Source organism: Microbacterium sp. NPDC064584 (genome assembly GCF_040687315.1).
In the GTDB taxonomy this organism is placed as follows: Bacteria; Actinomycetota; Actinomycetes; order Actinomycetales; family Microbacteriaceae; genus Microbacterium; species Microbacterium lacus.
Genome location: NZ_JBFBMZ010000002.1, coordinates 226698 through 251516, shown reverse-complemented (window position 1 = coordinate 251516; position 24819 = coordinate 226698). Strand labels below are relative to the sequence as shown.

Sequence of the window (24819 nt, the reverse complement as noted above, 5' to 3'; positions counted from 1 at the left end):
GAAACCGCGGTACCACCCCGCGTTGCCCTTCCGACGTCGTCGGAAGGGCCCCTTTCACAGCGGCTGTGACGGGCCTGCCCCGTCCGGTTCTACTGGGGGCTCGCGCCCTGTTCTTCCGGAAGCTCCCCGGTGATGCCGGATCGATGCTGGTGTTCTGATTCTACCCGCAGATCCCGGGCGTAGCGTGAGGGGATGCGCCGTCCCTCCGCTCCGGCAGCCCCCCGGGTCTCGCCCCCCGATCTCCCCCCGCATCTGCAGGACGCAGTGCCACCTCGTCGCGGCTCGGAGTCGTTCCAGCAGCGATGGACGGAGCTTGCGGACCAGACGGATGCCGCGCACGCCGCGATCACCGAGTGCGCGATCTTCGGCGCCTCGGTCGATCGTCTCGACCTGACCGGAGCGACGCTCGTGGATGTGGATGTCCGGGACCTGCGTGCGACGACCTTCACCGCGCGCGGCGCCCGGCTGCGGCGGGTGCGCATCACCGGCGGCCGCATCGGGACGCTCGATCTGGCCGATGCCGACGTCGATGAGCTCGAGTTGCGCGGCGTCCGCGTCGCCTACCTCTCCCTCGCGGCGTCGCGGGTGTCGGATCTCCTTGTCGCCGGATGCACGATCGGCACGCTGGACCTGCCGCAGTCCTCCGTATCGAGGGCGTCCTTCATCGACAGCCGTGCGGACGACGTCGACACCCGCGGCGTCCGGGCCCAGGACCTCGACCTGCGAGGACTCGAAGCGCTGTCCTTCCTCGATCCTGCCTCGGTCCGCGGCGTGATCCTGTCCGCCCGTCAAGTGCAGGAACTCGCCCCCGCTCTCGCCGCAGCGCTCGGCATCCGCGTCGTGGATTGATCCGCCGCGTAGAATCGAGGGGCATCCCATACTCAGGCACGCAGACACGGTGCCGCACATATCGCCAAGGAGACCCTCATGGCCGACGCGCTGATTCCCGACAAGCCCGCCCTGGAGGGGCTCGAGAGCAAATGGTCGGATCGGTGGGATGCCGAGGGCACGTACCTGTTCGACCGTCTTCGTGCCGCCCAGGCGGGGCGGGAGGGCGTCTTCTCGGTCGACACCCCTCCGCCGACGGCGAGCGGGAGCCTGCACATCGGACACGTGTTCTCCTACACGCACACGGATATCAAGGTGCGGTACGAGCGCATGCGCGGCAAGAGCGTGTTCTACCCGATGGGCTGGGATGACAACGGGCTTCCGACCGAGCGACGTGTCCAGAACTTCTACGGCGTGCGCTGCGATCCGTCGCTCCCCTACGACCCCGACTTCACTCCCCCGTTCGAGGGAGGCGACAACAAGAGCACGAAGGCGGCGGATCAGATTCCGATCAGCCGGCGCAACTTCATCGAGCTGTGCGAATCGCTCACCCTCGAGGACGAGAAGCACTTCGAGGCGCTGTTCCGCCAGCTCGGGCTGAGCGTGGACTGGACGCAGACCTACCGGACGATCTCGGACGACACGATCCGCACGAGCCAGCTCGCGTTCCTGCGCAACCTCGAGCGCGGCGAGGCGTACCAGGCACTCGCGCCGACGCTCTGGGACATCGACTTCCGCTCGGCGATCGCGCAGGCCGAGCTCGAAGACAGGGAGCAGCCCGCCGCGTACCACCGCGTCGCGTTCCACAAGACCAACGGCTCGGGGGATGTGCACATCGAGACCACGCGCCCGGAGCTCTTGGCCGCGTGCGTCGCCCTCGTCGCCCACCCCGACGACGAGCGGTACCAGCCGCTCTTCGGAACCACGGTGCGCACCCCCCTGTTCGAGGTGGAGGTGCCGGTGCTCGCGCACCCGCTCGCCCAGAAGGACAAGGGATCGGGCATCGCCATGATCTGCACGTTCGGCGACGTGACCGACATCATCTGGTGGCGCGAACTCGACCTGCCCAACCGCACGATCCTCGGCCAGGACGGCCGCGTGATCGCGGACGCGCCCGACGTGATCGTGACGGATGCCGCTCGAGCGGCGTACGCCGAGATCGCGGGCAAGACGGTGTTCAGCGCGAAGAAGGCCGTCGTCGACCTGCTGCGCGCGTCGGGTGAGCTCGACGGCGAGCCGAAGCCGTTCACCCATGCGGTGAAGTTCTTCGAGAAGGGCGACCGTCCGCTCGAGATCGTGTCGACGCGGCAGTGGTACCTCCGCAACGGCGCCCGTGACCAGGACCTCCGGGATCGCCTGATCTCGCTCGGCACCGAGATGGCCTGGCACCCCGACTTCATGCGCGTGCGCTACGAGAACTGGGTCGGCGGTCTGACCGGCGACTGGCTGGTGTCTCGCCAGCGCTTCTTCGGCGTGCCGATTCCGGTCTGGTACGGGCTGGACGAGAACGGCGACCGCGATTACGACCGCGTGATCACCCCCGACCTCGCGAGCCTTCCCGTCGACCCCACCACCGACGTCCCGCCCGGCTACACCGCAGACCAGCGCGGCCTCGCCGGCGGGTTCGAGGGCGAGAAGGACATCTTCGACACCTGGGCGACCTCGTCGCTCACCCCGCAGCTCGCCGGCGGCTGGCAGCGCGATGAAGAGCTCTGGAACCTCGTCGCCCCGTTCGACCTTCGGCCGCAGGGGCAGGACATCATCCGCACGTGGCTGTTCTCCACGATGCTGCGCAGCGCCCTCGAGGACGGACGCGCCCCGTGGACGGACGCGGCGATCTCGGGATTCATCGTGGACCCCGACCGCAAGAAGATGTCCAAGTCCAAGGGCAACGTCGTGACTCCGGCGGACATCCTCGATCAGCACGGCACCGACGCCGTCCGCTACTGGTCGGCGTCCAGCCGGCTCGGCGCGGACGCCGCATTCGACCCGCAGAACCCCACGCAGGTGAAGATAGGTCGTCGCCTCGCGATCAAGGTGCTCAACGCCGCCAAGTTCGTCCTGTCCTTCCCGGTGCCCGAGGGAGCCGAAGTCACACACGCGCTGGACGCCGCGATGCTCGCGACGCTCGACGGCGTGGTCCGCGAGGCGACGAAGGCTTTCGACGCGTACGACCACGCCCGCGCACTCGAGCTGACCGAGCAGTTCTTCTGGACGTTCTGCGACGACTACCTCGAGCTCGTCAAGGAGCGCGCGTACGACCGCACCGATGTCGGACAAGCCTCTGCGGCGCTCGCGCTGCGCACCGCTCTGTCGACCCTGCTGCGGCTCCTCGCTCCCGTGCTCGTCTTCGCGACGGAAGAGCCCTGGTCATGGTTCAACGAGGGCTCCGTGCACACGGCGCCGTGGCCCACCGACTCCGGCAGCGGCGGCGACCCCGCCGTCCTGTCGGCGGTCAGTGCCGCGCTCATCGGCATCCGGCGCGCCAAGACGGAGGCGAAGGCGTCGCAGAAGACCCCGGTGCGGAGCATGACGATCACCGGCCCCACCGCGACGCTCGCACTCGTACAGCTCGCGGAGGGCGACCTGAAGGCCGTGGGCCGCATCGCCGAGATCACGTACGCGGATGCCGACGCCCTGGGCATCTCGGACATCGAACTCGCCCCGCAGGAGGTCTGACATGCAGCTCGGTACGAGATGGACCGCCGGCGACGAACCACCCGCTGCGGTGCCTGCGGCGATGCGGGCGCAGATCGCCGCGGTCGAAGCCGTGACTCCCGCGGACCAGTTCGGTCAGCCGGCACCCCGGTGGACCCTCACCTGGCTGGAGGGGCGGCCGATCGCGGAGTTGGACACGGGCGTGATCGTGATGCTCGACGAGGATGGGCGGGCGATCGTGCGGCATGACGAGGGCGACGGCTTCGGCTGAGTCGGGGCCTCACACCTCGGTGGCCGCCTCGGCACCCGCAGCGCGCGTGCCGAGGACGAGCAGCCGCGCCGCGGCGATGCTCGCCGTCAGGACGACGACGGCGCCGATCAGGAACGGCAGGCGCAGGTCCACTCTCGCGACCCAGCCCCCGAGCAGCGTGGCGAGTGGGAACATGCCCCAGGTCAGCATCCGGATGATGCCGAGGACCCGCCCGAAAAGGTGGGCCGGCACGATCTGCTGACGCAGAGCACCCCAGGGCACGTTCCAGGTGGAGACCGCGAACGCGAAGAGCGCGTAGGCGATGATCGCCACGATGACGTTCGGGGCGAGCCCGGTGAGGATCATCGCGCCCGCGGCGACGATGTTCGCACCGAGCATGACCCACCCGCGGCCGAGGCGTGCCACGAGCGTGGGGGCCAGCAGTGCGCCGACGAGGGCGCCGACGCCGATCCCGGCCGTCACGAAGCCGATCGCCGCCGCCGGCACGCCCTGCTCGTCGAGGAAGTACAGGATCGTGGCGGCTTGGGCGAACGCGAAGGCGGACCCCACGAGCGAGGTGAACAGCACCATCGTCCGCAGGTAGCGGTGACTCCACAGGTAGGCGATCGCCTCCCGCGCCGGCACGGCGGGGGCTCTCCCTCCCCCGTCGCTCTCCGAGCGCAGCGGACGTGCTGCGGACAGCGGCAGGAGGAGGGCGAGCGCGATCGGCACGAGGTAGCCCGCGCTGCCGATCCACAGCGGGAGCGCCAGCGACACGGCGAAGAGGACACCCGCGATCGGCTGCGAGATGAAGCTGTCGATCGTGACCTGCGCGGCCTGCATGCGACCGTTGGCACGGTCGAGCTGTGCGCGTGTGACAAGTCCCGGGATCACGGCGTTCGTGGCGTTGTCGAACAGCGTCTCGCCGAGACCGAAGACGAGCGTGCCGATCCAGAGGGCCCACAGGCTGATGTCCCCCGTCACGGTGAGGACCGCGAGCCAGAGGGCCACGCCGCCGCGGAGGGTGTTGGCGATCGCCATGATCCAGCGCCGGTCGAACCTGTCGACGGTCATCCCGGCCGGCAACCCGAACACGAGCCACGGCAGGAACGCCAGCGCCCCGATGACCGCGATGGCCAGGGGGTCCCGCGTGAGGGTCGTCGCGATGAGGGGCACGGCGGTGCGTCCGATGCCGTCGGCCAGATTGCTGAACGCGGCAGCGGTCCACAATCGCCCGAAGTCGCGGCCGAGCTGGGTCTTGCGCGTGCTCAGCGGCACGTCGGCCGCGCCGGTCTCCGTCGAGGCGGAGTGAGGGCTCATCGCGGCAAGAGCCCGACGGCGCCGCGAGCCTGCGCGGCCCGACGGGACTCCTCCATCCCGTTCCGGACCTGCGTCGCCGCACGATAGGCGGGGCCGGCGCGGTGTTCGAGTCGGGCGTCGACGTGCGAGGCGATGGCGGATGCCGCGGCGAGCAGCATCCGCTCGAATCGGGTCACACGGACGAGGGTGCGCGGTGCGGGAAAGGCGGTCATGACTTCTCTCCCAGGTCGGGCAGCGGGAACAGGTCGGCTCGGATGCTCACGGGTCGTACGTCCTCGCCGGTCTGATGGCGATAGGTGTCCACGGCGTCGTCGATCAGCGCCATGATCTTCAGCGAAAGCTCTCTGCTCTGCTGGGGCGTGAGGCGGGCCGTCGCCGTGGAGATGAGGCTGCCCTCCTGCCAGGCTTCGCTGACCTCGCTCAGCCCCTCGTCGACGAAACGCATGAGCTGTTCCTGGCGGTTGCGCATGAATTCGTTCATGACGATCTGGGTTGCCGCGCGACCCGAGGGCGTCTTCATCGCGTCCGCGTTCGCGAACGACACACCGCCGATGGGTCGCTCCCACCAGCGCTCGCGTGCGGTGCCCTTGTCCGCGGCCTCCTGGATGAGATCGTGCTTGGCGAGGGCGCGCAGGTGGTAGCTCGTCGACCCCGAAGACTCCCCCAGCATCTCGGCGAGCGAACTCGCCGTCTGCGGTCCGTACTGGCTCAGGATGTCGTAGATGCGCACGCGTAGAGGGTGCGCCAGTGCGCGCAGCGCACCGGTGTCGAGGACCCTGTCCTGGGCGTGGCGCTGCTCGGTGGGGGACAGCTCCGGCTCGACGTCTTCCATACCCAGGAGGATACAGATGCAAAGATTCCTTTGCAAGTGTTTCTTTGCAAAGGAACGGCGGCGGTGTGTTCGGGCGCGGCTAGGCTGACCGACATGGCGAATGCGAACCCCCTCCTGTCTCCCCCCACGCTCCCCTACGACCTGCCCGACTACGCCGCGATCGAGCCCGAGCACTACCTCCCCGCCTTCCGCGAGGCCTTCGCAGCTCACAGCGCGGAGATCTCCGCGATCACGCGCGCCCGGTCGATGCCCACGTTCGAGAACACGATGCTGCCGCTGGAGACGAGCGGGAAGCTCCTAGGCGATGTCGCCCGGACCTTCTACACGGTTTCCTCGGCTGACGCCACCGCCGAGATCCAGGCGATCGAGGAAGAGCTCGCGCCGCTCATGGCGGCGCACCAGGATTCGATCGACCTCGACTCCGCACTCTTCTGGCGCATCCGCACGCTGCACGACCAGCTCGAAGCGCTCGACCTGGATGCCGAGCAGCGCTACCTCGTGCAGCGCCGCTTCCGCGAGATGGCCCATGCCGGCGCGGGACTCGACGATGCGGCCAAGCAGGAGCTCACCGCGCTGAACCAGCGCTTGTCGACCTTGACGACCACATTCGAGAAGAACCTTCTGCGCGACACGAACGACCTCGCCGTGGTCTTCGAGGACGCCGCCGAGCTGGACGGACTCTCCGACGGCGAGCTCTCCGCCGCCGCGCAGGCGGCCGCGGACCGTGGTCTGGACGGAAAGTGGGTGGTGACCCTGACCCTCTTCACCGGCCACCCGTACCTGTCTTCGCTCACGAATCGAACCAGCCGCAAGCGGATCCTGGATGCTTCGCGTGCGCGAGGCTCGCGCGGAGGCGAGAACGACAACACCGCCGTGCTCACGCAGATCGTCCGGCTCCGCGCCGAGCGGGCCCGCCTGCTCGGCTACGAATCGCACGCCGCGTACGTCACCGCCGACGAGACGGCCGGCTCACCCGGTGCCGTCCACGACCTGCTGCGCCGCCTCGCCGGACCCGCGGCCCGCAACGCCGAGCGCGAGCAGGCGGCGCTGCAGGCGATCATCGACGGCGAACCCGAACCCTTCCCGCTCGAGGCGCACGACTGGGCGTTCTACACCGAAAAGGTACGGGCGGCGCAGTACGACCTGGACCGCAGTGCCCTCCGACCCTGGTTCGAGGCCGAGCGCGTGCTGCAGGAAGGGGTCTTCCACGCGGCGACCGCGCTGTACGGTGTGACGTTCACCGAGCGACGGGATCTGAGGGCGTATCACCCGGACGCGCGCGTGTTCGAGGTGTTCAACGCGGATTCCGCGCCGCTCGGTCTGTTCATCCTCGACCTCTACACGCGCGACACGAAGCGGGGTGGGGCGTGGATGAACTCGATCGTGTCGCAGTCCCGCCTGCGCGGTACGGCACCGGTCGTGGTGAACAACCTCAACGTTCCCAAGCCGTCAGCCGGGCGCCCGACCCTGCTGACCCTGGATGAGGTGACCACGCTCTTCCACGAGTTCGGACACGCGCTGCACGGCCTGTTCGCGACCGTCACCTACCCCCACTTCGCGGGGACGAACGTCTTCCGCGACTTCGTCGAGTTCCCGAGTCAGGTCAACGAGATGTGGATCTACTGGCCGGAGGTGCTCGACAACTACGCACGCCACGCCGAGACCGGCGAGCCGCTGCCGCGTGACGTGATCGAGAAGCTGCACGCCTCGGAGGCCTTCAACCAGGGGTTCGCAACGAGCGAATACCTCGCCGCCTCGTGGCTGGATCAGGCCTGGCACTCCCTCACCGCTGAGGAGGCGGCATCCGAGATCGACGTCGTCGCGTTCGAACGGGCCGCCCTCGCCGACATCGGTCTGGACAACCCCGCCGTGCCGACCCGCTACTCATCGACGTATTTCGCGCACGTCTTCTCCGGCGGATACAGCGCCGGATACTACTCGTACATCTGGAGCGAAGTGCTCGACGCCGACACCGTGGAGTGGTTCCGGGAGAACGGCGGGCTCACGCGCGCGAACGGCGACCGGTTCCGCACCCGGCTGCTCGGGGTCGGCGGGTCGAAGGATCCGCTGGCGGCCTACCGCGATTTCCGGGGCCGGGATGCCGAGATCCAGCCGTTGCTGGATCGGCGCGGCCTCGTCGCCTGAGAGAGGGCGCGTGGGTCAGGCGAGGATCCCGGACGCGCGGGCCGCGGCGACGGCGGCGCTGCGGGAGCGCACGTCGAGCTTGGTGTACACGTGGGCGAGGTGCGACTTGACCGTCGCTTCGGACACGTGCAGCGCGGCGGCGATCTCGGCGTTGGAGAGTCCGTCGGCGGCACGCTGCAGCACGTCCAGCTCTCGAGCGGTCAAGGACGTCGCGGGGGTGCGCAGACGATGCAGGAGTCGCCCGGCGACGGCCGGGGCGAGTGCGCTCTCCCCCGCCGCCGCCGCCCGGATCGCTGCGAGCAGGTCATCGGGCGGTGCGTCCTTCAGCAGGTAGCCGTTCGCCCCCGCTTCGACCGCGGCGAGGATGTCGGCGTCGCTGTCGTAATTCGTGAGCACGAGCACGGCCGGCGCGTCCGGGGACGCCCGGATCACGCGGGTGGCGTCCGCGCCCGTCTCCGCGGTGCCGAACCGCAGGTCCATCAGGACGACGTCGGGACTCAGCTCGCGGGCAGCCTGCACCGCTGCCGCCGGAGTGTCGGCCTCGCCGACCACCTGCAGCGCGGCATCCGTCGCGATCAGCGCGCGCAGTCCCGCGCGCACCACGGGGTGATCGTCCGCGATGAGGATCGTGATCCGCCCCGCGGTCATGACCCGTGCTCCCGCGGTATGCAGACGCGGACGACGGTGCCGTCGCCCACCGCGCTCTGCACCGACACGGTGCCGCCGAGCTGCTCGGCGCGTTCCTGCATCGCGCGCAAGCCGAACGACGGACCGGACGGGCCGGCATTCGCGGCGGGGTCGAATCCGACCCCGTCATCCATGATCTCCAGACATGTGTCCTCGACGGATGCCGAGAGCGTGATCGTCGCCCGCGTCGCGCCCGCGTGGGTGAGGACGTTCGCCATCGCCCCCTGCGCGACACGCAGCAGCGCCGCCTGCTGGTCCATGGGCAGAGCAAGGGCATCGGGGGCGCGGACGACGATGTGCAGACCGGGTCGGCGCCAGGACTTCTCGGCGAGCCGCCGCAGCGCTCCCCCGAGGCTCTGCTCGTCCAGTACCGGCGGTGTCAGCTCGCGGATGAAGCGGCGGGTCTCGGCGAGACCCGCCGCGGCTGTGTCACGGGCCAGGCGCACCTGCTCTCCGGTGACCGCCTGCGGGTCGGCACGTTCGACCGCGTTCAGGAGCAGCGTGATGCTGGCGAGCCCCTGCGCGACGGTGTCGTGGATCTCGCGCGCGAGTCGGGCACGCTCGGCAGCGACGCCGCTCTCGCGCTCGGCGGCGGCCAGCGCGCTCTGGGCGGACTGGAGCTCCTCGTAGAGTCGCTGATGGTCCGCCGCCTCCTGGCGCAGCGCGCGGTACGCCCGGCCGATCAGCACCGCCACACCCGCGCCGACGATGGGTCCGATCACGCCCCCGACGCTCCATCCCGCGTGGAGTCCGAGGGCGAGCACCGCTGCTGCGGTGGTGACCCCCACCGCCAGCGTCGCCGCGGGCTCGGGCAGCAGCTCGAGATAGAGGAAGAACAGCGGGAAGACGAGGTAGGCCGCGAACGGCGTGAGGCTCACCAGGAGAGCCCATTCCACCGTGAGGGCCAGCACCCACACCCACCGCAGAGTGCGCCGCCAGGCGGGCGCGGTGACGGCGTGGGCGAAGAACGCCGCGGCATAGGTGAGCAGCATGAGCGCGGATATCGCGACGACGAGGATGACGTCGTCACCGGAGAGCAGGGCCATCACAACGGCGAAGCCCAGGAGTGACAGGAAGAGGATCTGGAGCCCGATCTGCAGCCCGAGGACGATCGGGTTCACGGACGCGTGCGAGGAGGGCATGACCCTCCCACGCTACGCGGAAGCATCGGCGGGCACGTCATCTGAAAGGTGGAGATCGCGCTCCACCTCTCCGCGCGGAAGAAGCATCCGGGGCGCCGATGTGGCGCCGCGCCCCTGCGGCGAGGCTGGTGGCACACCACCGAAAGGAACCACATGTTCGTCGCCTGGCGCGATCTGCGCTTCGCCCGCGGTCGATTCGTCCTGATCGCCATCGTCGTCACCCTGATCAGCATCCTGGTCGGGTTTCTGAGCGGCCTCACCGGGGGCCTGGCCGCTCAGAACGTCACCGGCATCCTCACCCTCGGAGCCGACCGCATCGTCCTGGCCCCGAGCGCTCCGGGCGCGTCGCCGACCTGGTCCGACTCGACCGTCACGGCCGATCAGCTCTCGCTGTGGAAGGGTGCCGACGGCGTCGACGACGCCATCCCGCTCGGGGTCTCGCAGATCCGCGCGCAGAGTGCCGGTGAGAGGGTCGCGGTCACCGTCTTCGCGACGCCCGACGGCGCGCAGGGGGCGCCGGCCGCGGACGGGGCGATCGCGCTGTCCGCGCCCGCCGCCGTCGCGCTCGGTGCCGATGTCGGGGACGTCATCACGATCGCGGACGATCCGTACGAGGTGACGTCCATCGCCGGCGACGACTGGTACAGCCACACCCCCGTCGTGCGGATGGCGCTGTCGCAGTGGCAGCAGTTGCAGTCCCGCACCGGCGGCGAAGCCGACACCGCGACGGCGATCCTCGTCACCGGCGCCGCGGACTGGGCGAGCGTGGATGCGTCCGCGGGGACGACATCCCAGTCGAGCCTCGGTTCGCTCACCCTCCTGCCGGCCTTCCGGTCCGAGATCGGGTCGCTCCTGCTGATCGTCGTGCTCCTGTTCGGCATCTCCGCTCTGGTGATCGGTGCGTTCTTCACGGTGTGGACGATGCAGCGCCGCGGCGACGTCGCGATCCTCAAGGCGCTCGGCGCGACTGACGGCGCGCTCGTGCGGGATGCGCTCGGTCAGGCGCTCGTGGTCCTCACGGCGGGCACCCTGATCGGAACCGTCATCGTGCTGATCGCGGGTCTCGCGGTCTCGGGCACACTGCCCTACCTCCTCAGCCCGTGGACGACGATCGCGCCCGCGGTGCTGCTCATCGCGGTCGGCCTGATCGGCGCCGCGTTCGCCCTCCGTGCCGTCACCACTGCCAGCCCCCTCACCGCCCTCGGGAGCAACCGATGATCACCATGACCGATGTCACCCTCACCTTCCCGGACGGCGCCGCCCGCGTGCGTGCCCTCGACGCCGTCTCGCTCGTCGTGCGTCCGGGGACGATCACGGGGATCACCGGGCCTTCCGGTTCCGGCAAGTCGAGTCTCCTCGCCGTCGCGTCCACCCTCATCCGACCGGATTCCGGTCGTGTGGTGATCGACGACGTCGAGGCCTCGGCCCTCTCCCCCGCGGAGGCGTCGGAGCTGCGCCGCACGCACATCGGGATCGTCTTCCAGCAGTCCAATCTGCTCCCGTCGCTGACGGCGCTCGAGCAGCTCATGGTCATGAACGAGCTCGGGCGGGCGGGCCGACGCCCGCGGCGTCAGGAGAAGGCCCGAGCGGTGGACCTCCTGGATGCGGTCGGACTCACGGCACATCGGGACAAGCGGCCGCACCAGCTCTCCGGAGGACAGCGTCAGCGCGTCAACATCGCGCGCGCGCTCATGAATGATCCCCGCGTGCTGATCGTCGACGAGCCGACGAGCGCGCTCGACTCCGAGAGCGGCGCGCAGGTGATGCGCGTCCTTCTCGAACTCACCGAGGAGCGCTCCACGGCGACGATGCTCGTCACCCACGACAGATCGATCGCAGCCGGCCTGCACGAGGTTCGAACCATGAATGACGGTGTGCTCACGCGCGAACGCATGACCGTCTGACGCGACGAGGCGCCTGAGTCGAAAGGCTCAGGCGCTCTTGCGCGCGCGCCGCTTCGTGTAGGTCGGTGCCGCGCCGGTCTGGACGGACTCCCGTGTGACGATGACCTTCTCGATCTCGTCGTCCGACGGGATGTCGAACATGATCGGCCCTAGGACGTCCTCGAGGATCGCGCGGAGTCCGCGGGCGCCGGTCTTGCGCTCCACCGCGAGGTCGGCGATCGCCAGCAGCGCGCCGTCGTCGAACTCGAGGGCGACGCCGTCGAGCTCGAACATGCGCTGGTACTGCTTGACCAGGGCGTTCTTCGGCTCGGTGAGGATCTCCATGAGCGCGGTCTGGTCCAGAGGAGTCACCGACGCGACGACCGGAAGGCGGCCGATGAACTCGGGGATGAGGCCGAACTTGTGCAGGTCCTCCGGACGCACCTCGCCGAACAGCGTGAGGTCGTCGCCCTTGTCGTGCAGCGGCGCGCCGAAGCCGACGCCGTGCTTGCCGACCCGGCTGGAGATGATGTCCTCGAGCCCCGCGAAGGCCCCGGCGACGATGAACAGCACGTTCGTCGTGTCGATCTGGATGAACTCCTGGTGCGGGTGCTTGCGGCCTCCCTGCGGCGGGACGGAGGCGACCGTTCCCTCGAGGATCTTCAGCAGCGCCTGCTGCACACCCTCACCCGAGACGTCACGCGTGATCGACGGGTTCTCCGCCTTGCGGGCGATCTTGTCGACCTCGTCGATGTAGATGATGCCCGTCTCTGCGCGCTTCACGTCGAAATCAGCGGCCTGCAGGAGCTTCAGGAGGATGTTCTCGACGTCTTCACCGACGTAGCCGGCCTCCGTGAGCGCCGTGGCGTCCGCCACGGCGAACGGGACGTTCAATCTCTTGGCCAGGGTCTGAGCGAGGTAGGTCTTGCCGCAGCCGGTAGGACCCAGGAGCAGGATGTTGCTCTTGGCGATCTCGATCTCTTCGGCCCGCTGCTCGGCGGACTGGATCGTGCCGTGCGCGCGCACCCGCTTGTAGTGGTTGTAGACCGCGACCGAAAGCGCGCGCTTGGCGGCGATCTGGCCGACGACGTATTCGTCGAGGAAGGAGAAGATCTCGCGGGGCTTCGGGAGGTCGAACTCGGCGACTTCACCCGTCGAGGACTCGGCCATCCGCTCTTCGATGATCTCGTTGCACAGCTCGACGCACTCGTCGCAGATGTAGACGCCGGGGCCGGCGATCAGCTGCTGGACCTGCTTCTGGCTCTTGCCGCAGAAGGAGCACTTGAACAGGTCTGCACTCTCGCCGATGCGCGCCATCAGGTCGCCTTCCTTGCATGTGGGGAGCCCCCGTGCGACGGGCTGTGACCCCGATCGTCCTGTCGAGCCTAACCTCTGGGACCGACAAGCGTGGGGATTGCGACGCGTTGTCTCCTGTGGGCGAAATCGCGATCACCCGAACGGCGACGCCCCGTCCCCTCGCGTCGAGGGGACGGGGCGTCGCGGCATCCGTTCTCAGCTGGTGAGTGCAGCGGGTACGCGCTTGCGCGTCGTGAGCACCTGATCGACCAGTCCGTACTCGACCGCCTCGCGACCGCTGAGGATCTTGTCGCGGTCGATGTCGCGGTTGACCTGCTCGATCGAGCGGTTCGAGTGCGACGCGAGCGTCTCCTCGAGCCACGTCCGCATGCGCAGGATCTCCGCCGCCTGGATCTCGATGTCCGAGGCCTGGCCGTGACCGGCCTCGCCCATCGCGGGCTGGTGGATCAGCACGCGGGCGTTCGGCAGCGCCAACCGCTTGCCGGGCGCGCCCGCCGCCAGGAGCACCGCGGCTGCCGAGGCCGCCTGCCCGAGGACGACCGTCTGGATCTGGGGAGAGATGTACTGCATCGTGTCGTAGATCGCGGTCATCGCCGTGAACGATCCACCGGGCGAGTTGATGTACATGATGATGTCGCGGTCGGGGTCCTGGCTCTCGAGGACGAGGAGCTGGGCCATGACGTCGTCCGCCGACGCGTCGTCGACCTGCACGCCGAGGAAGATCACGCGGTCTTCGAACAGCTTGTTGTACGGGTCCTGGCGCTTGTAGCCGTAGGCGGTGCGCTCTTCGAACTGGGGCAGGATGTACCGGCTGGAGGGCATCGCGAGCCCGTTGTGCGCGGTGCCGCCGAAGGTGGGGATGGTCATGTCGTCGTTGTTCCTTCTCATTCGCCTTCGTCAGTCCTGATCGGTTCCGCCGCCGCCGACGACGTCCTCGAGGTGTGCGCGGATGTGGTCGACGAAGCCGTACTCGAGCGCTTCCTGCGCCGTGAACCAGCGGTCGCGGTCGCCGTCCTCGTTGATCTGCTCGACCGACTTGCCGGTCTGGGCGGCGGTGATCTCGGCGAGTCGGTTCTTCATCGACACGATGAGCTGAGCCTGGGTCTGGATGTCGCTCGAGGTTCCGCCGAAGCCGCCGTGCGGCTGGTGCAGCAGCACGCGGGCGTTCGGGGTGATGTAGCGCTTGCCCTTCGTGCCGCTGGTCAGCAGGAGCTGGCCCATGGAGGCCGCCATGCCGATGCCGACCGTGACGATGTCGTTCGGGACGAACTGCATCGTGTCGTAGATCGCCATGCCTGCGGTGATCGAGCCGCCGGGAGAATTCACGTAGAGGAAGATGTCCTTCTCGGGGTCCTCGGCGGCGAGCAGCAGGATCTTCGCGCAGATCTCGTTCGCGTTCTCGTCGCGCACCTCCGAGCCCAGCCAGATGATGCGGTCCTTGAGCAGCCTGTCGAAGACGCTTGTCGCGATAAGGGGATCGGCCATGTTCACTCCTGATTCGGTGGTCGTGGCTACGAATCTACCGGCGCGTCCCCGGCGACCCGCCCGTGTTCGCCCTGGGCAGAGTGCGCCGCGTCGCAACGCGGGAAGGGGACGGATGCCGCAGCATCCGTCCCCTTCCTGACGACTGTCCGACCTTACTCGGCGGCGTCGGCCTTCTTCTTGGCGGGAGCCTTGCGCTTGGGCTTGGCGGGAGCCTCGGTCTCCTCGGCGGCGATGATCTCGTCGGCCTCGGCGGCCGCGTCCGCGATCTCCTCGGCCTCTTCGACGACCTCTTCCTCGGCCTCGTCGTCCACGACGATTCCGGTGAGGTCGACGACCTTGCCGTTCGTGTCGACGACGACGACCTGGCCGAGAGCCACGGCGACGGCCTTGCTGCGAGCGACCTCGCCCACGAGGGCCGGGAGCTGGTTGTTCTGCTGCAGCGCCTCGACGAAGTCCTGCGGCGCCATGCCGTACTGCGCGGCGGACTGGATGAGGTACTGGGTCAGCTCGTCCTGCGACACCTGCACGTTGAGCTTCTCCGCGAGCGCGTCCAGCAGCATCTGCGTGCGGAACTGCTTCTCGCTGGCCTCAGTGACCTCGGCGCGGTGCACGTCATCCTCGAGGCGTCCTTCACCCTCGAGGTGGTTGTGCACCTCGTCTTCGATGAGCGCCGGCGGAACCGGGATGTCGGTCTGGGCGAGGAGCTTCTCGATGAGCTTGTCGCGAGCGGCGCTCCCCTGGGTGAAGCTGGACTGCTGCTCGACGCGCTCGGTGAGGCTTTCGCGCAGCTCGGCGATCGTGTCGAACTCGCTTGCGATCTGCGCGAAGTCGTCGTCGGCCTCGGGGAGCTCGCGCTCCTTGACGGCGGTCACGGTCACGGCGACCTCAGCCTCTTCGCCGGCGTGATCTCCACCGATGAGGGTGGAGCGGAACGTGGTGTCCTCGCCCGCGGTCAGCGAGTCGATGGCCTCGTCGATGCCCTGGAGGAGCTCGCCGGAGCCGACCTCGTAGGAGACGCCTTCGGCGCGGTCGATCTCGGCGCCGTCGATCGTGGCGACCAGGTTCAGCTCGACGAAGTCGCCGGTGCTCGCGGGGCGGTCGACGGTCACGAGCGTGCCGAAGCGGGCGCGCAGACGGTCGAGCTCCTCGTCGATCGCGGCCTCGTCGACGGCGATCGCGTCGACCTCGACGGTCGTGCCCTCGAAGGCCGGCAGGTCGAACTCGGGGCGGACGTCGACCTCGACCTCGACGAGCAGATCACCGGAGAAGTCCTTCTCGTTAGGCCATTCCTTCACGTCGGCGCTGGGACGACCGAGGACGCGCAGCTCGTTGGCCTCCACCGCCTGGCGGTAGAACGTGTCCAGGCCCTCGCTGACGGCGTGCTCGATCACCGCGGTGCGGCCGACCCGCTGGTCGATGATGGGTGCGGGAACCTTGCCCTTGCGGAACCCGGGGATCTGCACGTCCTGAGCGATGTGCTCGTACGCGTGCGTGATGCTCGGCTTGAGCTCCTCCGGGGTGACCGTGATGTGCAGCTTCACCCGGGTCGGGGTGAGCTTCTCGACGGTGCTGGTGACCATGGCTTTTCGTTCTCCTTGTGATCGACCGCGCACGGCGGCGCAGCAGCTGAAGTTCGTGGGTTCTCGGGGCCGTATGTCGGGGCGACAGGATTTGAACCTGCGGCCTCCCGCTCCCAAAGCGGGCGCTCTACCAAGCTGAGCTACGCCCCGGGCGGGTTGCGCACGCGGATACGTGCGGATCGGCCCCCAGAAGTCTAGCCGACGGGCCGCGCGGCACAGGCACGGTCGCGTCATGCCATAGAATCGTGGATGCCGCGGCTCGCCGCTGCGGGGATGTAGCTCAATGGTAGAGCCTCAGTCTTCCAAACTGATTACGCGGGTTCGATTCCCGTCATCCCCTCCAATGCCCCGATGTGCCGACGAAGTCGGCGCAGCGGGGCATTCGTGTGGATGCCGTAGGAACCGATCCGCTTCGCGTCGGCCCCTCCGATGCGCGGGCCTTTGCGGAGATGTGCAGGATGACGGACGGAACTCGTGCCCGGCATCCGTGATTCTGCACATTTCCGTCATTCCGCTCGCGCCGGACCGACCGCGCCGGTGCAGAGGTTCATTCCGTCCCGTCTCGTCCCTCACCCTCGCCGGGCGATGCCCCCGCCATCCCCGCGCGGCATGATCGGTGCCACGCGGAAGGAGCGGCGATGGTCAAGAACCCCGAGAAGGAGTCCTATCGGCACCGGGCTCGCATGACGCCGCGCCGGCCCGCCTCCGGGCTCGCGGAGCGGTGGACGACGGTCGACGGGGTCGATGTCTTCTACCGCGAGTCGACCAACCCACCGGATTCCCGCGTCATGACCCACCTCCACGGCTTCGGCCTGTCGGGGCGCTACCTGCTGCCGACCGCCGAGCTGCTGGCCGACGAGTTCCATACGTTCGTGCCCGATCTGCCCGGCTTCGGACGCAGCGGCAAGCAGGGCGCGGCTCTGGACATCCCCGATCTCGCCCACGCCGCCGTGCGCTTCCTCGACGACCGAGGTGTGAAGACGACGAGCCTCGTCGGCAATTCGATGGGCTGCCCCGTGATCCTCGAGGTCGCGCATCGCTACCCCGAGCGCGTCGAGCGGGCGGTCCTCGTCTCCCCCGCGGGCGGCATCCACAATCAGCCGCTGCGGCGGGCCGTCGGGCAGCTCGCGAAGGACGGCGGACGCGAACCGCGCAAGATGGTCACCGTCGCGACGCCCGACTACCTTCGCTTCGGCGTCCCGAGCACGTTCAAGATGTTCCGCGCACTCACGCAGTACCCCTCGCTGGAGCGGCTGCTGCAGCTGAAGATCCCGACGCTGGTGGTGCTCGGCACGCGCGACCCGCTGCTGCCCGGCCCCGATCGCATCAAGGAGGTCGCGTCGCAGGACGAGAACCACGTGCTGCTGGTCGTGCTGGACGGCGCCGCCCACGCGATCAACTTCAGCCACCCGCGAGAGCTCGCTCATCTGATCCGGCTGTTCATGGACGACAAGCCGATCACGAGCCTGCCCGGCACCTCGACGGCGCGCGTCTTCGAGATCTTCCGCGGCGCGTACCATCCCGTCGCGTCCGAGGACTGATGCCTGTTCAGACCGGCCGGGCGCCCTCGTGCTCGCGGACGTGCTCGCGATAGACGACGGCGTTCCGGAGGATACCCGCCCGTTCTTCCTCGGTGAGCTCGCGGCGCACTTTCGCCGGCACACCGGCGACGAGCGACCCGGCCGGGATGACCGCGTCCTGGAGCACCACCGCTCCCCCGGCGACCAGGCATCCCTCGCCGATCACGGCGCCGTTGAGCACCACGGCGCCCATGCCGATCAGTGACGCGTCGCCGATCGTGCATCCGTGGATCACGGCATTGTGCCCCACGGACACGTTCTCGCCGATCACGACGGCGTGGCCGGGATCGACGTGGACGGACACGTTGTCCTGCAGGTTGCTCCCCGCACCGACCGTGATCGTGGCGCCGTCGGCCCGCAGCACCGCGTTGTACCAGACGCTCGTCCCCTCGCCGAGGCTCACCCCTCCGACCACGCGAGCACCGGCTGCGACGAAGACGGTGGGATGCAGTTCGGGGGTGCGTCCGGCGGCGGACAGGACGGAAGCGCCTTCAGCGATCGTCATGGTGTCGTCCTCTCCTGCAGCGCGTCGGAGATCGCTGCGGTGTACCAGGGTGCCAGGGTGTCCACGAAGCTCACCGTCAGATGATCCTGGTCGCGGTACACGTTGGCGCCGCCCACGACGGGCGCACACGTGTCGGCGTCGCAGAACACATCGGTGAAGTCCAGCAGTGTGACGCCCTCCAGACCGGATGCCGCGTCCCGAAGCGGATCGTCGGCGACGAGCAGCTCGGAGCGGGGACCGTCGCACAAGCTCAGGTCCTTCGTGCGCAGGCACTTGTTGGGATCCGTCTCCCACACCGGGTTGTCGACGACCGTGATGACAGGGATCCCGCGATCGAGGACCTCGCTCCACGCGTCGCGGTATCCGGCCACGGCGGCGTCGTGCGCCGAGTCGTAGCCGGCGGCGGAATAGGGCGTGGTGGCGATCGCCGCGGTGAACACCGCATCGAGATCGGCATCCGCCAGTGCCTCGGTGACGCCCGCGCGCCACTCGGAGCAGGCCTCGCCGAAGGCACCCGGGGTGGACAGCGGAGTGGTGTTCCACGGGCACGCGCCCTTGAAGAACGTGGTGAGGTGCCAGCCGTTCTGCTCGGCCATCGTCTGGAACGTCGAGAGCAACTGGTAAGCGTGGCTGTCGCCGACGAGGGCGATGCGCGGCGCCTCGGGGTCGTCCGAGCCGAACTCGCAAGACACCGGCCGCGCGTCGTTGAGCTGGACGAAGCACTGCTCGTCGCTCGGGCGGTCGACCCCGGCGAATCCCGGCGCGGGCAGGATCGTCGTGCCGAAGTCCGTCCCGGCGCACGACGCGTCGAGCACGACCGCCGCTCCGAAGCATTCCGGCGGGTTCTGCCTGAGCTCCGCGATCGCCCGCACTCCCGCGTTGTAGGTCGGCGCGTTCACGGACCACGCGAGGCCCGCCGTGGCGGCGACGACCAGCATCGCGGCCAGCGAGGACCACAGGGTCACCCGCGCGGGGCGCGAAGTGAGCACCTTCCAACCGCGTGCCGGGTCCTCGACGAAGCGCTTCGTGAGCCAGGCGAGCACGAAGCACAGCGCCAGGAGAGCCAACCGGTGGTAGATCGTCAGCCCCCAGAACGGCACCGACGGGGCGATGATGATGAGCGGCCAGTGCCAGAGGTACAGCGAATACGAGATGTCGCCGACGAACTGCGCGGGCCGGATGCCGAGCAGGCGCGTCGGATACCACCAGCGCTCCGTGTTGGACGCCGCGATCACGGCGGCCGCGGCGAGTGTCGGGATCGCCGCCATGTAGCCGGGGAACGGGGTCTGCCCGTCGAAGCGGAAGATCACGACGAGCAGCACGATGACCCCGGCCCAGCCGAGGACGAAGCTGCCGATCGCGTTGCGGATCCGCAGCGCGGGGATGAGCGCCACCATCGCGCCCACGCCGAATTGCCACATCCGACCGAAAGTGACGAAGTAGGCCGGCGCGGGGTCGGTGATCGTGAAGATCACGCAGAAGATGAACGAAGCGATCGTGACCGCACCGAGCGCGATCAGGACAGCACGCCGTCGGGCGCCGCGGAAGAAGCGGATGCCGAGCCACGCCGCCAGCAGCATGATGAGCGGCCACATGACGTAGAACTGCTCCTCGAGCGAGAGCGACCAGTAGTGCTGGACGGTCGTGGGATCGCCCGCGTGGTTCAGGTAATCGGCGGAGTTGAGAGCCAGGTACCAGTTCTCGACGTAGAAGGTCGACGCGAGGATCTCGCGCACCTCGTTCGGGAGCGCCGAGGTCGGCGTGAGGTACGGCGACATCGCCACGAGCGCGCAGAAGAGCAGCACCAGCAGGGAGGCCGGCAGCAGACGACGCGCGCGCCGCGCCCAGAACTGGCTGAGACGCACCGTGCCGGTCGCGGTCAGCTCGCGCATCAGGTGCGCGGTGATCAGGAAGCCGGAGATGACGAAGAAGATGTCGACGCCGACGTAGCCGCCCGAGAACCGAGCCGGCCAGAAGTGGTAGAGCACGACCGCGAGGACCGCGATCGCGCGCAGCCCCTGCACGTGCGGGATGAAGCGCGAGGGCTCGGCGTGTTCGGGCGAGCGGTCGGCGGGCTCCCGCACGACGCTCCGCGACGGGACGTTCAGGTGCTGGGGTCCGAGGTCGTGATCGGCGGAGGGCACCCCTCGACGCTAGTCGGTGGGCGGCGGCATCCCTACCCGACCCGGCGACCGGCGCCGACTCCGTGTGCTGCGGGTTAGCGGAGCCTGTGCTTGCTTGCGGAATGCGGAGGCGTGAGTAGCGTTGGAGCACGCAGACGGACGGTGCACCCCGGCGCACGAACCGCTCATATGGAGGCGAGACAGATGACCGACACGCAGACCACCCCCGCAACCGCCGCCGACCCCACGGTCGCGGCCGGAACGGCTCAGTTCCTCACGCCGATCGCGCTCGGCATGCAGGCGCTGGCCGTGAACGGAAAGCAGGCGCACTGGAACGTGCGCGGCGCCAACTTCATCGCGATCCACGAGCTGCTGGACACGATCGTCACGCACGCGCAGGACGGCGCCGACCTCGCCGCCGAGCGGATCGTCGCCCTCGGCCTGCCGATCGATGCCCGCCTGGGCACGGTCGCCGCGAAGACGACCGCCACGCAGGTCCCCGCCGGCTTCACGCAGTGGGAGGACATGATCCGCGCGGTGATCGCCGACATGGACACGGTCTTGGTCGACGTGAAGGCCGCGATCGACGGGCTGGACGAGGTGGACCTGACGAGCCAGGACATCGCGATCTCGATCCGCGAACAGCTCGAGAAGGACCGGTGGTTCCTCTTCGCGCACCTCGCGGGCTGACCCGCATTCCGCAGAAGTGCCCTCGGCCGTCCGGTCGGGGGCACTTTCTCGTCAGCGGACGTGCGTCAGTCGGCCGCCGATCATCGTCGCCCGCACGATCATCGTCCGCAGTTCCCCCTCCGCGGCCCGCAGCGGATCGCGCTCACACAGCACGAGGTCGGCGACCGCGCCCGGCTCGATCACCGCGCCGTGCGCCGATCCGCCGTGCGTCGAGGCGGCCAGCGCCGTCGCGGCATCCAGTCCCTGCTCCGGCCGCCACGCGGGCCGGCCGTCCCGTGTCCGCCAGACCGCTGCGGCGATCGCCGCCCACGGGTCCAACGGCGAGACGGGCGCGTCCGAGCCGAACAGGAGATTCGCGCCGGTGTCGGCGAGGGATCGCAGCGGATACGGCAGCGCCGTCTGCGCCGCCCACAGCGAATCGGTCAGATCCCGGTCGTCGATCGCGTGTTCGGGCTGCACACTCGCGCCGACGCCCAAACGCCCGAACCGGGGGATGTCGGCGTGCGCCACGAGCTGCGCGTGCTCGATCGTGCCGTCCGCGCCCGTCAGGGCGAACGCGTCCAGCGCGTGCGAGTTCGCCACGTCACCGATCGCGTGGACCGCACACGCGAACCCGGCACCGGTCGCGGTCGTCAGGAGTTCGACGAGTCGCTCGGGAGACACGGTCAGCATCCCGTGGTTGTGCGGATCGCCAGGGTACGAGTGCGTGCATGCGGCCGTGCGGGTACCCAGCGACCCATCGGTGATGATCTTCAGCGGTCCCATGTGCACGAGGTCCGAGTGCGACCCCCGTACGGGGTCACCGGTCCGCAGGCCCTCGGTGACCGCGCGCTCGAAGAGATCGGGGTAGACGCCGAACTCGACCCGCAGGGTGTCGAAGCCCGCGTCCAGGCGCCGCTGCCAGGCGGTCTCGTTCCACGCCATGTCCAGATCGACGAGTCCCACGACGCCTCGGGATGCCGCATCCTGCGCCATCGCGGACACGAGGGCGTCCGCGACCGCGGGTTCGACGTCGTTCAGGCGCCGCGAGATCTCGAACGCGGGGGCTTCGCGCAGCATCCCGTCACCGTCGGTCGGATGTCCCTCCCGCCGCAGCGCCGCGGTGTTCAGCCACACGCTGTGCACGTCCGCGTTGATCAGGTAGGTCGGCTCGACGCCCGTGGCGGCGTCCAGCAGTTCGCGCGTCGGCAGATCGCCCCAGAGCGCGTCACGGAACCCGGTTCCGATGCGCCGTCCGTCCGACAGCACGGGCGCGTCAGCCATGATCCGCGCCGCGTGAGCCGCGGATTCGGCGTGTCCGAGCGCCTGGCGCTGCGCGACCAGGGCCCACTGAGTGACGTGGACGTGGTGGTCCCACAGCCCCGCGATCAGCCAGGCGCCGTCGGCGTCGAGCACGTCACCGCGAGGACGCAGGACGCCGGCCGGAGCGATGTCGATGATCCGGCCGTCCGCGACGAACACATCCACCGGGCCGTCGACCGGCAGGAACTCCCGGCCGGCTCCGGATACCCGGGCGCGGGTGATCGTCCCGACCGTCTGTCCGATCGCCGGCGCGCTCACGGGCGCACCCGCGCATCCTGCGCGCGACGCATCTCGGCCGCGAGGGCGGGGTTGGCGAACGGACCATCCGCGTTGAGCTCGGCGATCACCGTCTCGACGACCTCGGCGGGCTTGTTCTGACTGAGCTTGCGCTTCGCGACGACCCGCGCGGGAGTGAGCCGGAATCCCACGGTGCCCCGCTCGAGCCGGTCGATGTACGAGGGATCGTTCGGCGGCGCCCACATGAGCCGGGGGTCCGGCATCCGCTCTTCGAAGTGGGCGACGAGATGCTCCAGCACACGAAGATTCTCCTCGGCGGAGAGGAGTTCGGGGACCCCGGCGAGGTGCGCCGAGATGAAGTTCCATGTGGGTACGGCTGCGACGTCGCCGTACCACCCCGGTGAGATGTAGCCGTGGGGTCCCTGTACGACGACGAGCAGTTCCTGCTCTCCCAGCGCATGGATGAGGTCGTCGGGCTTTCCGACGTGCCCGAGGATCGTGAGGTCGTCGCGTTCCGGGTCGAGCACGACGGCGTAGTGGGACGCCACGAGGCCTTCCGGTGTGGAGCTCACGAGCGTGACCCACGGGTTCCGTTCGATCAGAAGGCGCAGCTCCGCGACATCGGCCAGGGCGAAACTCGGGTTCTGACGCATCCCCTCAGCCTAGGCAGTTCACGCCTGGCACCGCGGGCACCAGTAGAGCTTTCGGGCCGCCATCTCCTCCACGACGATCGCCGTGCCGCACACCCGGCACGGCAGTCCCGCCCGGTGGTACACCCAATGCCGGTCATCGCGATGGGCCATCGCCGCGCGATAGGCATCGGGGTCGAGATCGTCCATCGTCATCATCTGGCCGGTCTCGACGCCGATCGCGAGCAGCCGCACCCAGTCGCGCCACAGCTCCCGGACGACCTCTTCGCGGACGTCACGCCCGGGCGTGTGCGGATTCTGACGCGCGCGGAACAGCAGCTCCGCCCGATAGACGTTGCCGATGCCGCTCACGACGGACTGGTCCATCAGCAACTGACCGATCGAGGTCGGCTTGCGGCGTACCACCTCGGTGAAGCGCTCCTCCCCTTCGGCCACGTCGTCCACGAGCGGATCGGGTCCGAGCCGGGCGATCGTCGCGGCGACCTCGCCGGGGGTCTGCAATTCGCACGCCGTCGGGCCGCGCAGGTCTGCGCACGTGATCTCGGTCAGCAGACGCAATCGCACCTGCCCGACCACGGGCGGGGGCCACTGGTCCGCCTCATCGTGCAGGCCCGTCGTCTGCTCGGACATGCGCACGTGGACGCGGGCGCGCCGAGGTGCGCCGATCGACGTGAGAGAGTTCTCCCCCGCGTCGTCCAGGATCGGGACCTCGAGTGCCGTCCCGCGCTGATTCGTCTGCCCCATGCGCCCGTTGGCCGAGGCGATCGTGGGATCGACAAGCACCTCACCGGCGAAGTCCCAGGCGCCGTACATCCCGAGATGGACCCTCAGCCAGAGATCGTCGTCGAACGCGAGGAACATCTGCTTGCCGACCGCGCGCACCTGCGTCGCCGTGCGCCCGGAGATCACGCTCGCGCCCTCCGCGAATCGTCCCTGCGGACTGGATGCCGCCACTTCGCGACCGACGAAGTTACGGTCGAACTGACGGGCGATGCGGTGGACGGAATGCCCCTCCGGCATCAGCCGGCTTCGGGGTCGAACGAGCTGTCGTCGGCAGCGAGGACGTCGGGTGTCCCGGCAGCGGCGCGCGGATCGGGCTCGAGCGATCCGTCCGTCTCGAACGCCGCGATCTGCGCGATGCGGCGCGAGTGCCGCTCCTCCCCCGAGAACGGCGTGGCGATGAAGAGATCGATGAAGGACGCGGCCTCCTCGAACGTGTGCTGGCGGGCGCCGATCGCGATCACATTGGCATCGTTGTGCTCGCGTGCGAGTTCGGCGGTCGCGATGCTCCACGCCAGAGCCGCCCGGATGCCGCGCACCTTGTTCGCAGCGATCTGCTCGCCGTTCCCGGAGCCGCCGAAGACGACGCCGAGCGCCTCGATGCCCGCCTCCTGATCGCGCACGACCGCCTGGGCGGCACGGATGCAGAACGCGGGGTAGTCATCCAGCGGCTCGTACTCGAGAGGACCGTGGTCGACGACCTCGTGGCCCTGTCCAGCGAGGTGATGCTGCAGCTGGGTGGAGAACTCGAGGCCGGCGTGGTCGGTCGCGATGTGGATGCGCATGGCCTTCATTCTAGGGAGGCGCCAGGTGACCCGGTCGACG

At 69.2% G+C, this 24819-nt stretch carries 23 protein-coding genes and 2 tRNA genes; 9 read left to right on the top strand and 16 right to left on the bottom strand.

From position 1 onward, the window contains the following. Window positions 1-192 precede the first annotated feature (192 nt). From AB0P18_RS05710 to AB0P18_RS05700, 3 genes are all read left to right on the top strand, one after another. On the top strand, window positions 193-849 hold the full coding sequence (locus AB0P18_RS05710; protein ID WP_363359303.1) for a pentapeptide repeat-containing protein: 657 nt from the start codon (window positions 193-195) through the stop codon (window positions 847-849). 78 nt (window positions 850-927) lie between these two features. Beyond that, on the top strand, window positions 928-3507 hold the full coding sequence (gene valS / locus AB0P18_RS05705; RefSeq protein WP_363359302.1) for a valine--tRNA ligase: 2580 nt from the start codon (window positions 928-930) through the stop codon (window positions 3505-3507). 1 nt (window position 3508) lies between these two features. After that, window positions 3509-3757 (top strand): hypothetical protein, encoded by a 249-nt coding sequence (locus AB0P18_RS05700; RefSeq protein ID WP_344053841.1) that lies wholly within the window; start codon window positions 3509-3511, stop codon window positions 3755-3757. A 9-nt stretch (window positions 3758-3766) separates the two neighbouring features. On the opposite strand, the gene AB0P18_RS05695 is transcribed toward AB0P18_RS05700, so the two are convergent. Genes AB0P18_RS05695 through AB0P18_RS05685 form a run of 3 tightly spaced genes read right to left on the bottom strand, consistent with a single transcriptional unit; the run spans window position 3767 to window position 5888 of the window. Further along, window positions 3767-5056: an MFS transporter gene (locus tag AB0P18_RS05695; RefSeq protein ID WP_363359301.1), complete on the bottom strand. Its 1290-nt coding sequence runs from the start codon at window positions 5054-5056 to the stop codon at window positions 3767-3769. After that, complete coding sequence (locus AB0P18_RS05690; RefSeq protein WP_363359300.1) at window positions 5053-5268, bottom strand: hypothetical protein; 216 nt, start codon at window positions 5266-5268, stop codon at window positions 5053-5055. The genes AB0P18_RS05695 and AB0P18_RS05690 overlap by 4 nt, the downstream gene beginning before the upstream one ends. After that, complete coding sequence (locus AB0P18_RS05685) at window positions 5265-5888, bottom strand: helix-turn-helix domain-containing protein (protein WP_363359299.1); 624 nt, start codon at window positions 5886-5888, stop codon at window positions 5265-5267. The genes AB0P18_RS05690 and AB0P18_RS05685 overlap by 4 nt, the downstream gene beginning before the upstream one ends. A 93-nt stretch (window positions 5889-5981) precedes the next feature. On the opposite strand from AB0P18_RS05685, the gene AB0P18_RS05680 reads away from it, so the two are divergent. Beyond that, window positions 5982-8033 carry a M3 family metallopeptidase gene (locus AB0P18_RS05680; protein ID WP_363359298.1) on the top strand — a complete coding sequence of 684 codons (2052 nt, stop codon included), beginning with the start codon at window positions 5982-5984 and terminating at the stop codon, window positions 8031-8033. A gap of 15 nt (window positions 8034-8048) precedes the next feature. On the opposite strand, the gene AB0P18_RS05675 is transcribed toward AB0P18_RS05680, so the two are convergent. Together AB0P18_RS05675 and AB0P18_RS05670 are read right to left on the bottom strand one after the other, a co-directional pair. Then, a complete protein-coding gene (locus AB0P18_RS05675) occupies window positions 8049-8681 on the bottom strand; it encodes a response regulator transcription factor (RefSeq protein WP_363359297.1) in 633 nt (210 codons plus the stop codon). Beyond that, window positions 8678-9862, bottom strand: a complete 1185-nt coding sequence (locus AB0P18_RS05670; RefSeq protein ID WP_363359296.1) for a sensor histidine kinase — start codon at window positions 9860-9862, stop codon at window positions 8678-8680. Before AB0P18_RS05670 ends, AB0P18_RS05675 begins: the two co-directional genes overlap by 4 nt. Window positions 9863-10015: 153 nt before the next feature. On the opposite strand from AB0P18_RS05670, the gene AB0P18_RS05665 reads away from it, so the two are divergent. Continuing rightward, window positions 10016-11080, top strand: a complete 1065-nt coding sequence (locus tag AB0P18_RS05665) for an ABC transporter permease (protein ID WP_363359295.1) — start codon at window positions 10016-10018, stop codon at window positions 11078-11080. Then, on the top strand, window positions 11077-11766 hold the full coding sequence (locus AB0P18_RS05660; RefSeq protein WP_363359294.1) for an ABC transporter ATP-binding protein: 690 nt from the start codon (window positions 11077-11079) through the stop codon (window positions 11764-11766). The genes AB0P18_RS05665 and AB0P18_RS05660 overlap by 4 nt, the downstream gene beginning before the upstream one ends. Before the next feature lie 27 nt (window positions 11767-11793). Here AB0P18_RS05660 and clpX read toward each other — a convergent pair whose 3' ends face one another. The 5 genes from clpX to AB0P18_RS05635 all read right to left on the bottom strand — a co-directional run bounded on the left by clpX (window position 11794) and on the right by AB0P18_RS05635 (window position 16277). Beyond that, window positions 11794-13062, bottom strand: coding sequence for an ATP-dependent Clp protease ATP-binding subunit ClpX (gene clpX / locus AB0P18_RS05655; protein WP_363359293.1), 1269 nt, complete (start codon window positions 13060-13062; stop codon window positions 11794-11796). Between the two features lie 195 nt (window positions 13063-13257). Beyond that, entirely contained in the window at window positions 13258-13929 is a 672-nt protein-coding gene (locus AB0P18_RS05650; protein ID WP_344053861.1) for an ATP-dependent Clp protease proteolytic subunit, read from the bottom strand. A 30-nt stretch (window positions 13930-13959) separates the two neighbouring features. Beyond that, complete coding sequence (locus AB0P18_RS05645) at window positions 13960-14547, bottom strand: ATP-dependent Clp protease proteolytic subunit (protein ID WP_344053863.1); 588 nt, start codon at window positions 14545-14547, stop codon at window positions 13960-13962. Between the two features lie 152 nt (window positions 14548-14699). Further along, window positions 14700-16127 carry a trigger factor gene (gene tig / locus AB0P18_RS05640; protein ID WP_363359292.1) on the bottom strand — a complete coding sequence of 476 codons (1428 nt, stop codon included), beginning with the start codon at window positions 16125-16127 and terminating at the stop codon, window positions 14700-14702. Window positions 16128-16203: 76 nt separating this feature from the next. Beyond that, a tRNA-Pro gene (locus tag AB0P18_RS05635) sits at window positions 16204-16277 on the bottom strand. A gap of 119 nt (window positions 16278-16396) precedes the next feature. Between AB0P18_RS05635 and AB0P18_RS05630 the strand changes: the two genes are divergently transcribed. Further along, window positions 16397-16470 (top strand) — tRNA-Gly (locus AB0P18_RS05630). A gap of 295 nt (window positions 16471-16765) precedes the next feature. After that, complete coding sequence (locus AB0P18_RS05625) at window positions 16766-17668, top strand: alpha/beta hydrolase (RefSeq protein ID WP_363359291.1); 903 nt, start codon at window positions 16766-16768, stop codon at window positions 17666-17668. Window positions 17669-17675: 7 nt separating this feature from the next. Here AB0P18_RS05625 and AB0P18_RS05620 read toward each other — a convergent pair whose 3' ends face one another. After that, entirely contained in the window at window positions 17676-18212 is a 537-nt protein-coding gene (locus tag AB0P18_RS05620) for a gamma carbonic anhydrase family protein (protein ID WP_363359290.1), read from the bottom strand. After that, window positions 18209-20356 carry an acyltransferase family protein gene (locus AB0P18_RS05615; protein ID WP_363359289.1) on the bottom strand — a complete coding sequence of 716 codons (2148 nt, stop codon included), beginning with the start codon at window positions 20354-20356 and terminating at the stop codon, window positions 18209-18211. The genes AB0P18_RS05620 and AB0P18_RS05615 overlap by 4 nt, the downstream gene beginning before the upstream one ends. 183 nt (window positions 20357-20539) lie before the next feature. On the opposite strand from AB0P18_RS05615, the gene AB0P18_RS05610 reads away from it, so the two are divergent. Beyond that, entirely contained in the window at window positions 20540-21025 is a 486-nt protein-coding gene (locus AB0P18_RS05610; protein ID WP_344053872.1) for a DNA starvation/stationary phase protection protein, read from the top strand. A gap of 51 nt (window positions 21026-21076) precedes the next feature. On the opposite strand, the gene AB0P18_RS05605 is transcribed toward AB0P18_RS05610, so the two are convergent. The 4 genes from AB0P18_RS05605 to AB0P18_RS05590 are packed head-to-tail and all read right to left on the bottom strand — an operon-like array spanning window position 21077 to window position 24779. Then, entirely contained in the window at window positions 21077-22585 is a 1509-nt protein-coding gene (locus AB0P18_RS05605; RefSeq protein ID WP_363359288.1) for an amidohydrolase family protein, read from the bottom strand. Beyond that, complete coding sequence (locus tag AB0P18_RS05600) at window positions 22582-23217, bottom strand: FMN-binding negative transcriptional regulator (RefSeq protein WP_363359287.1); 636 nt, start codon at window positions 23215-23217, stop codon at window positions 22582-22584. Before AB0P18_RS05600 ends, AB0P18_RS05605 begins: the two co-directional genes overlap by 4 nt. Window positions 23218-23235: 18 nt before the next feature. Further along, a complete protein-coding gene (locus tag AB0P18_RS05595; RefSeq protein ID WP_363359286.1) occupies window positions 23236-24234 on the bottom strand; it encodes a DNA-formamidopyrimidine glycosylase family protein in 999 nt (332 codons plus the stop codon). Then, complete coding sequence (locus AB0P18_RS05590; RefSeq protein WP_344053879.1) at window positions 24234-24779, bottom strand: ribose-5-phosphate isomerase; 546 nt, start codon at window positions 24777-24779, stop codon at window positions 24234-24236. The genes AB0P18_RS05595 and AB0P18_RS05590 overlap by 1 nt, the downstream gene beginning before the upstream one ends. Window positions 24780-24819 lie beyond the last annotated feature (40 nt).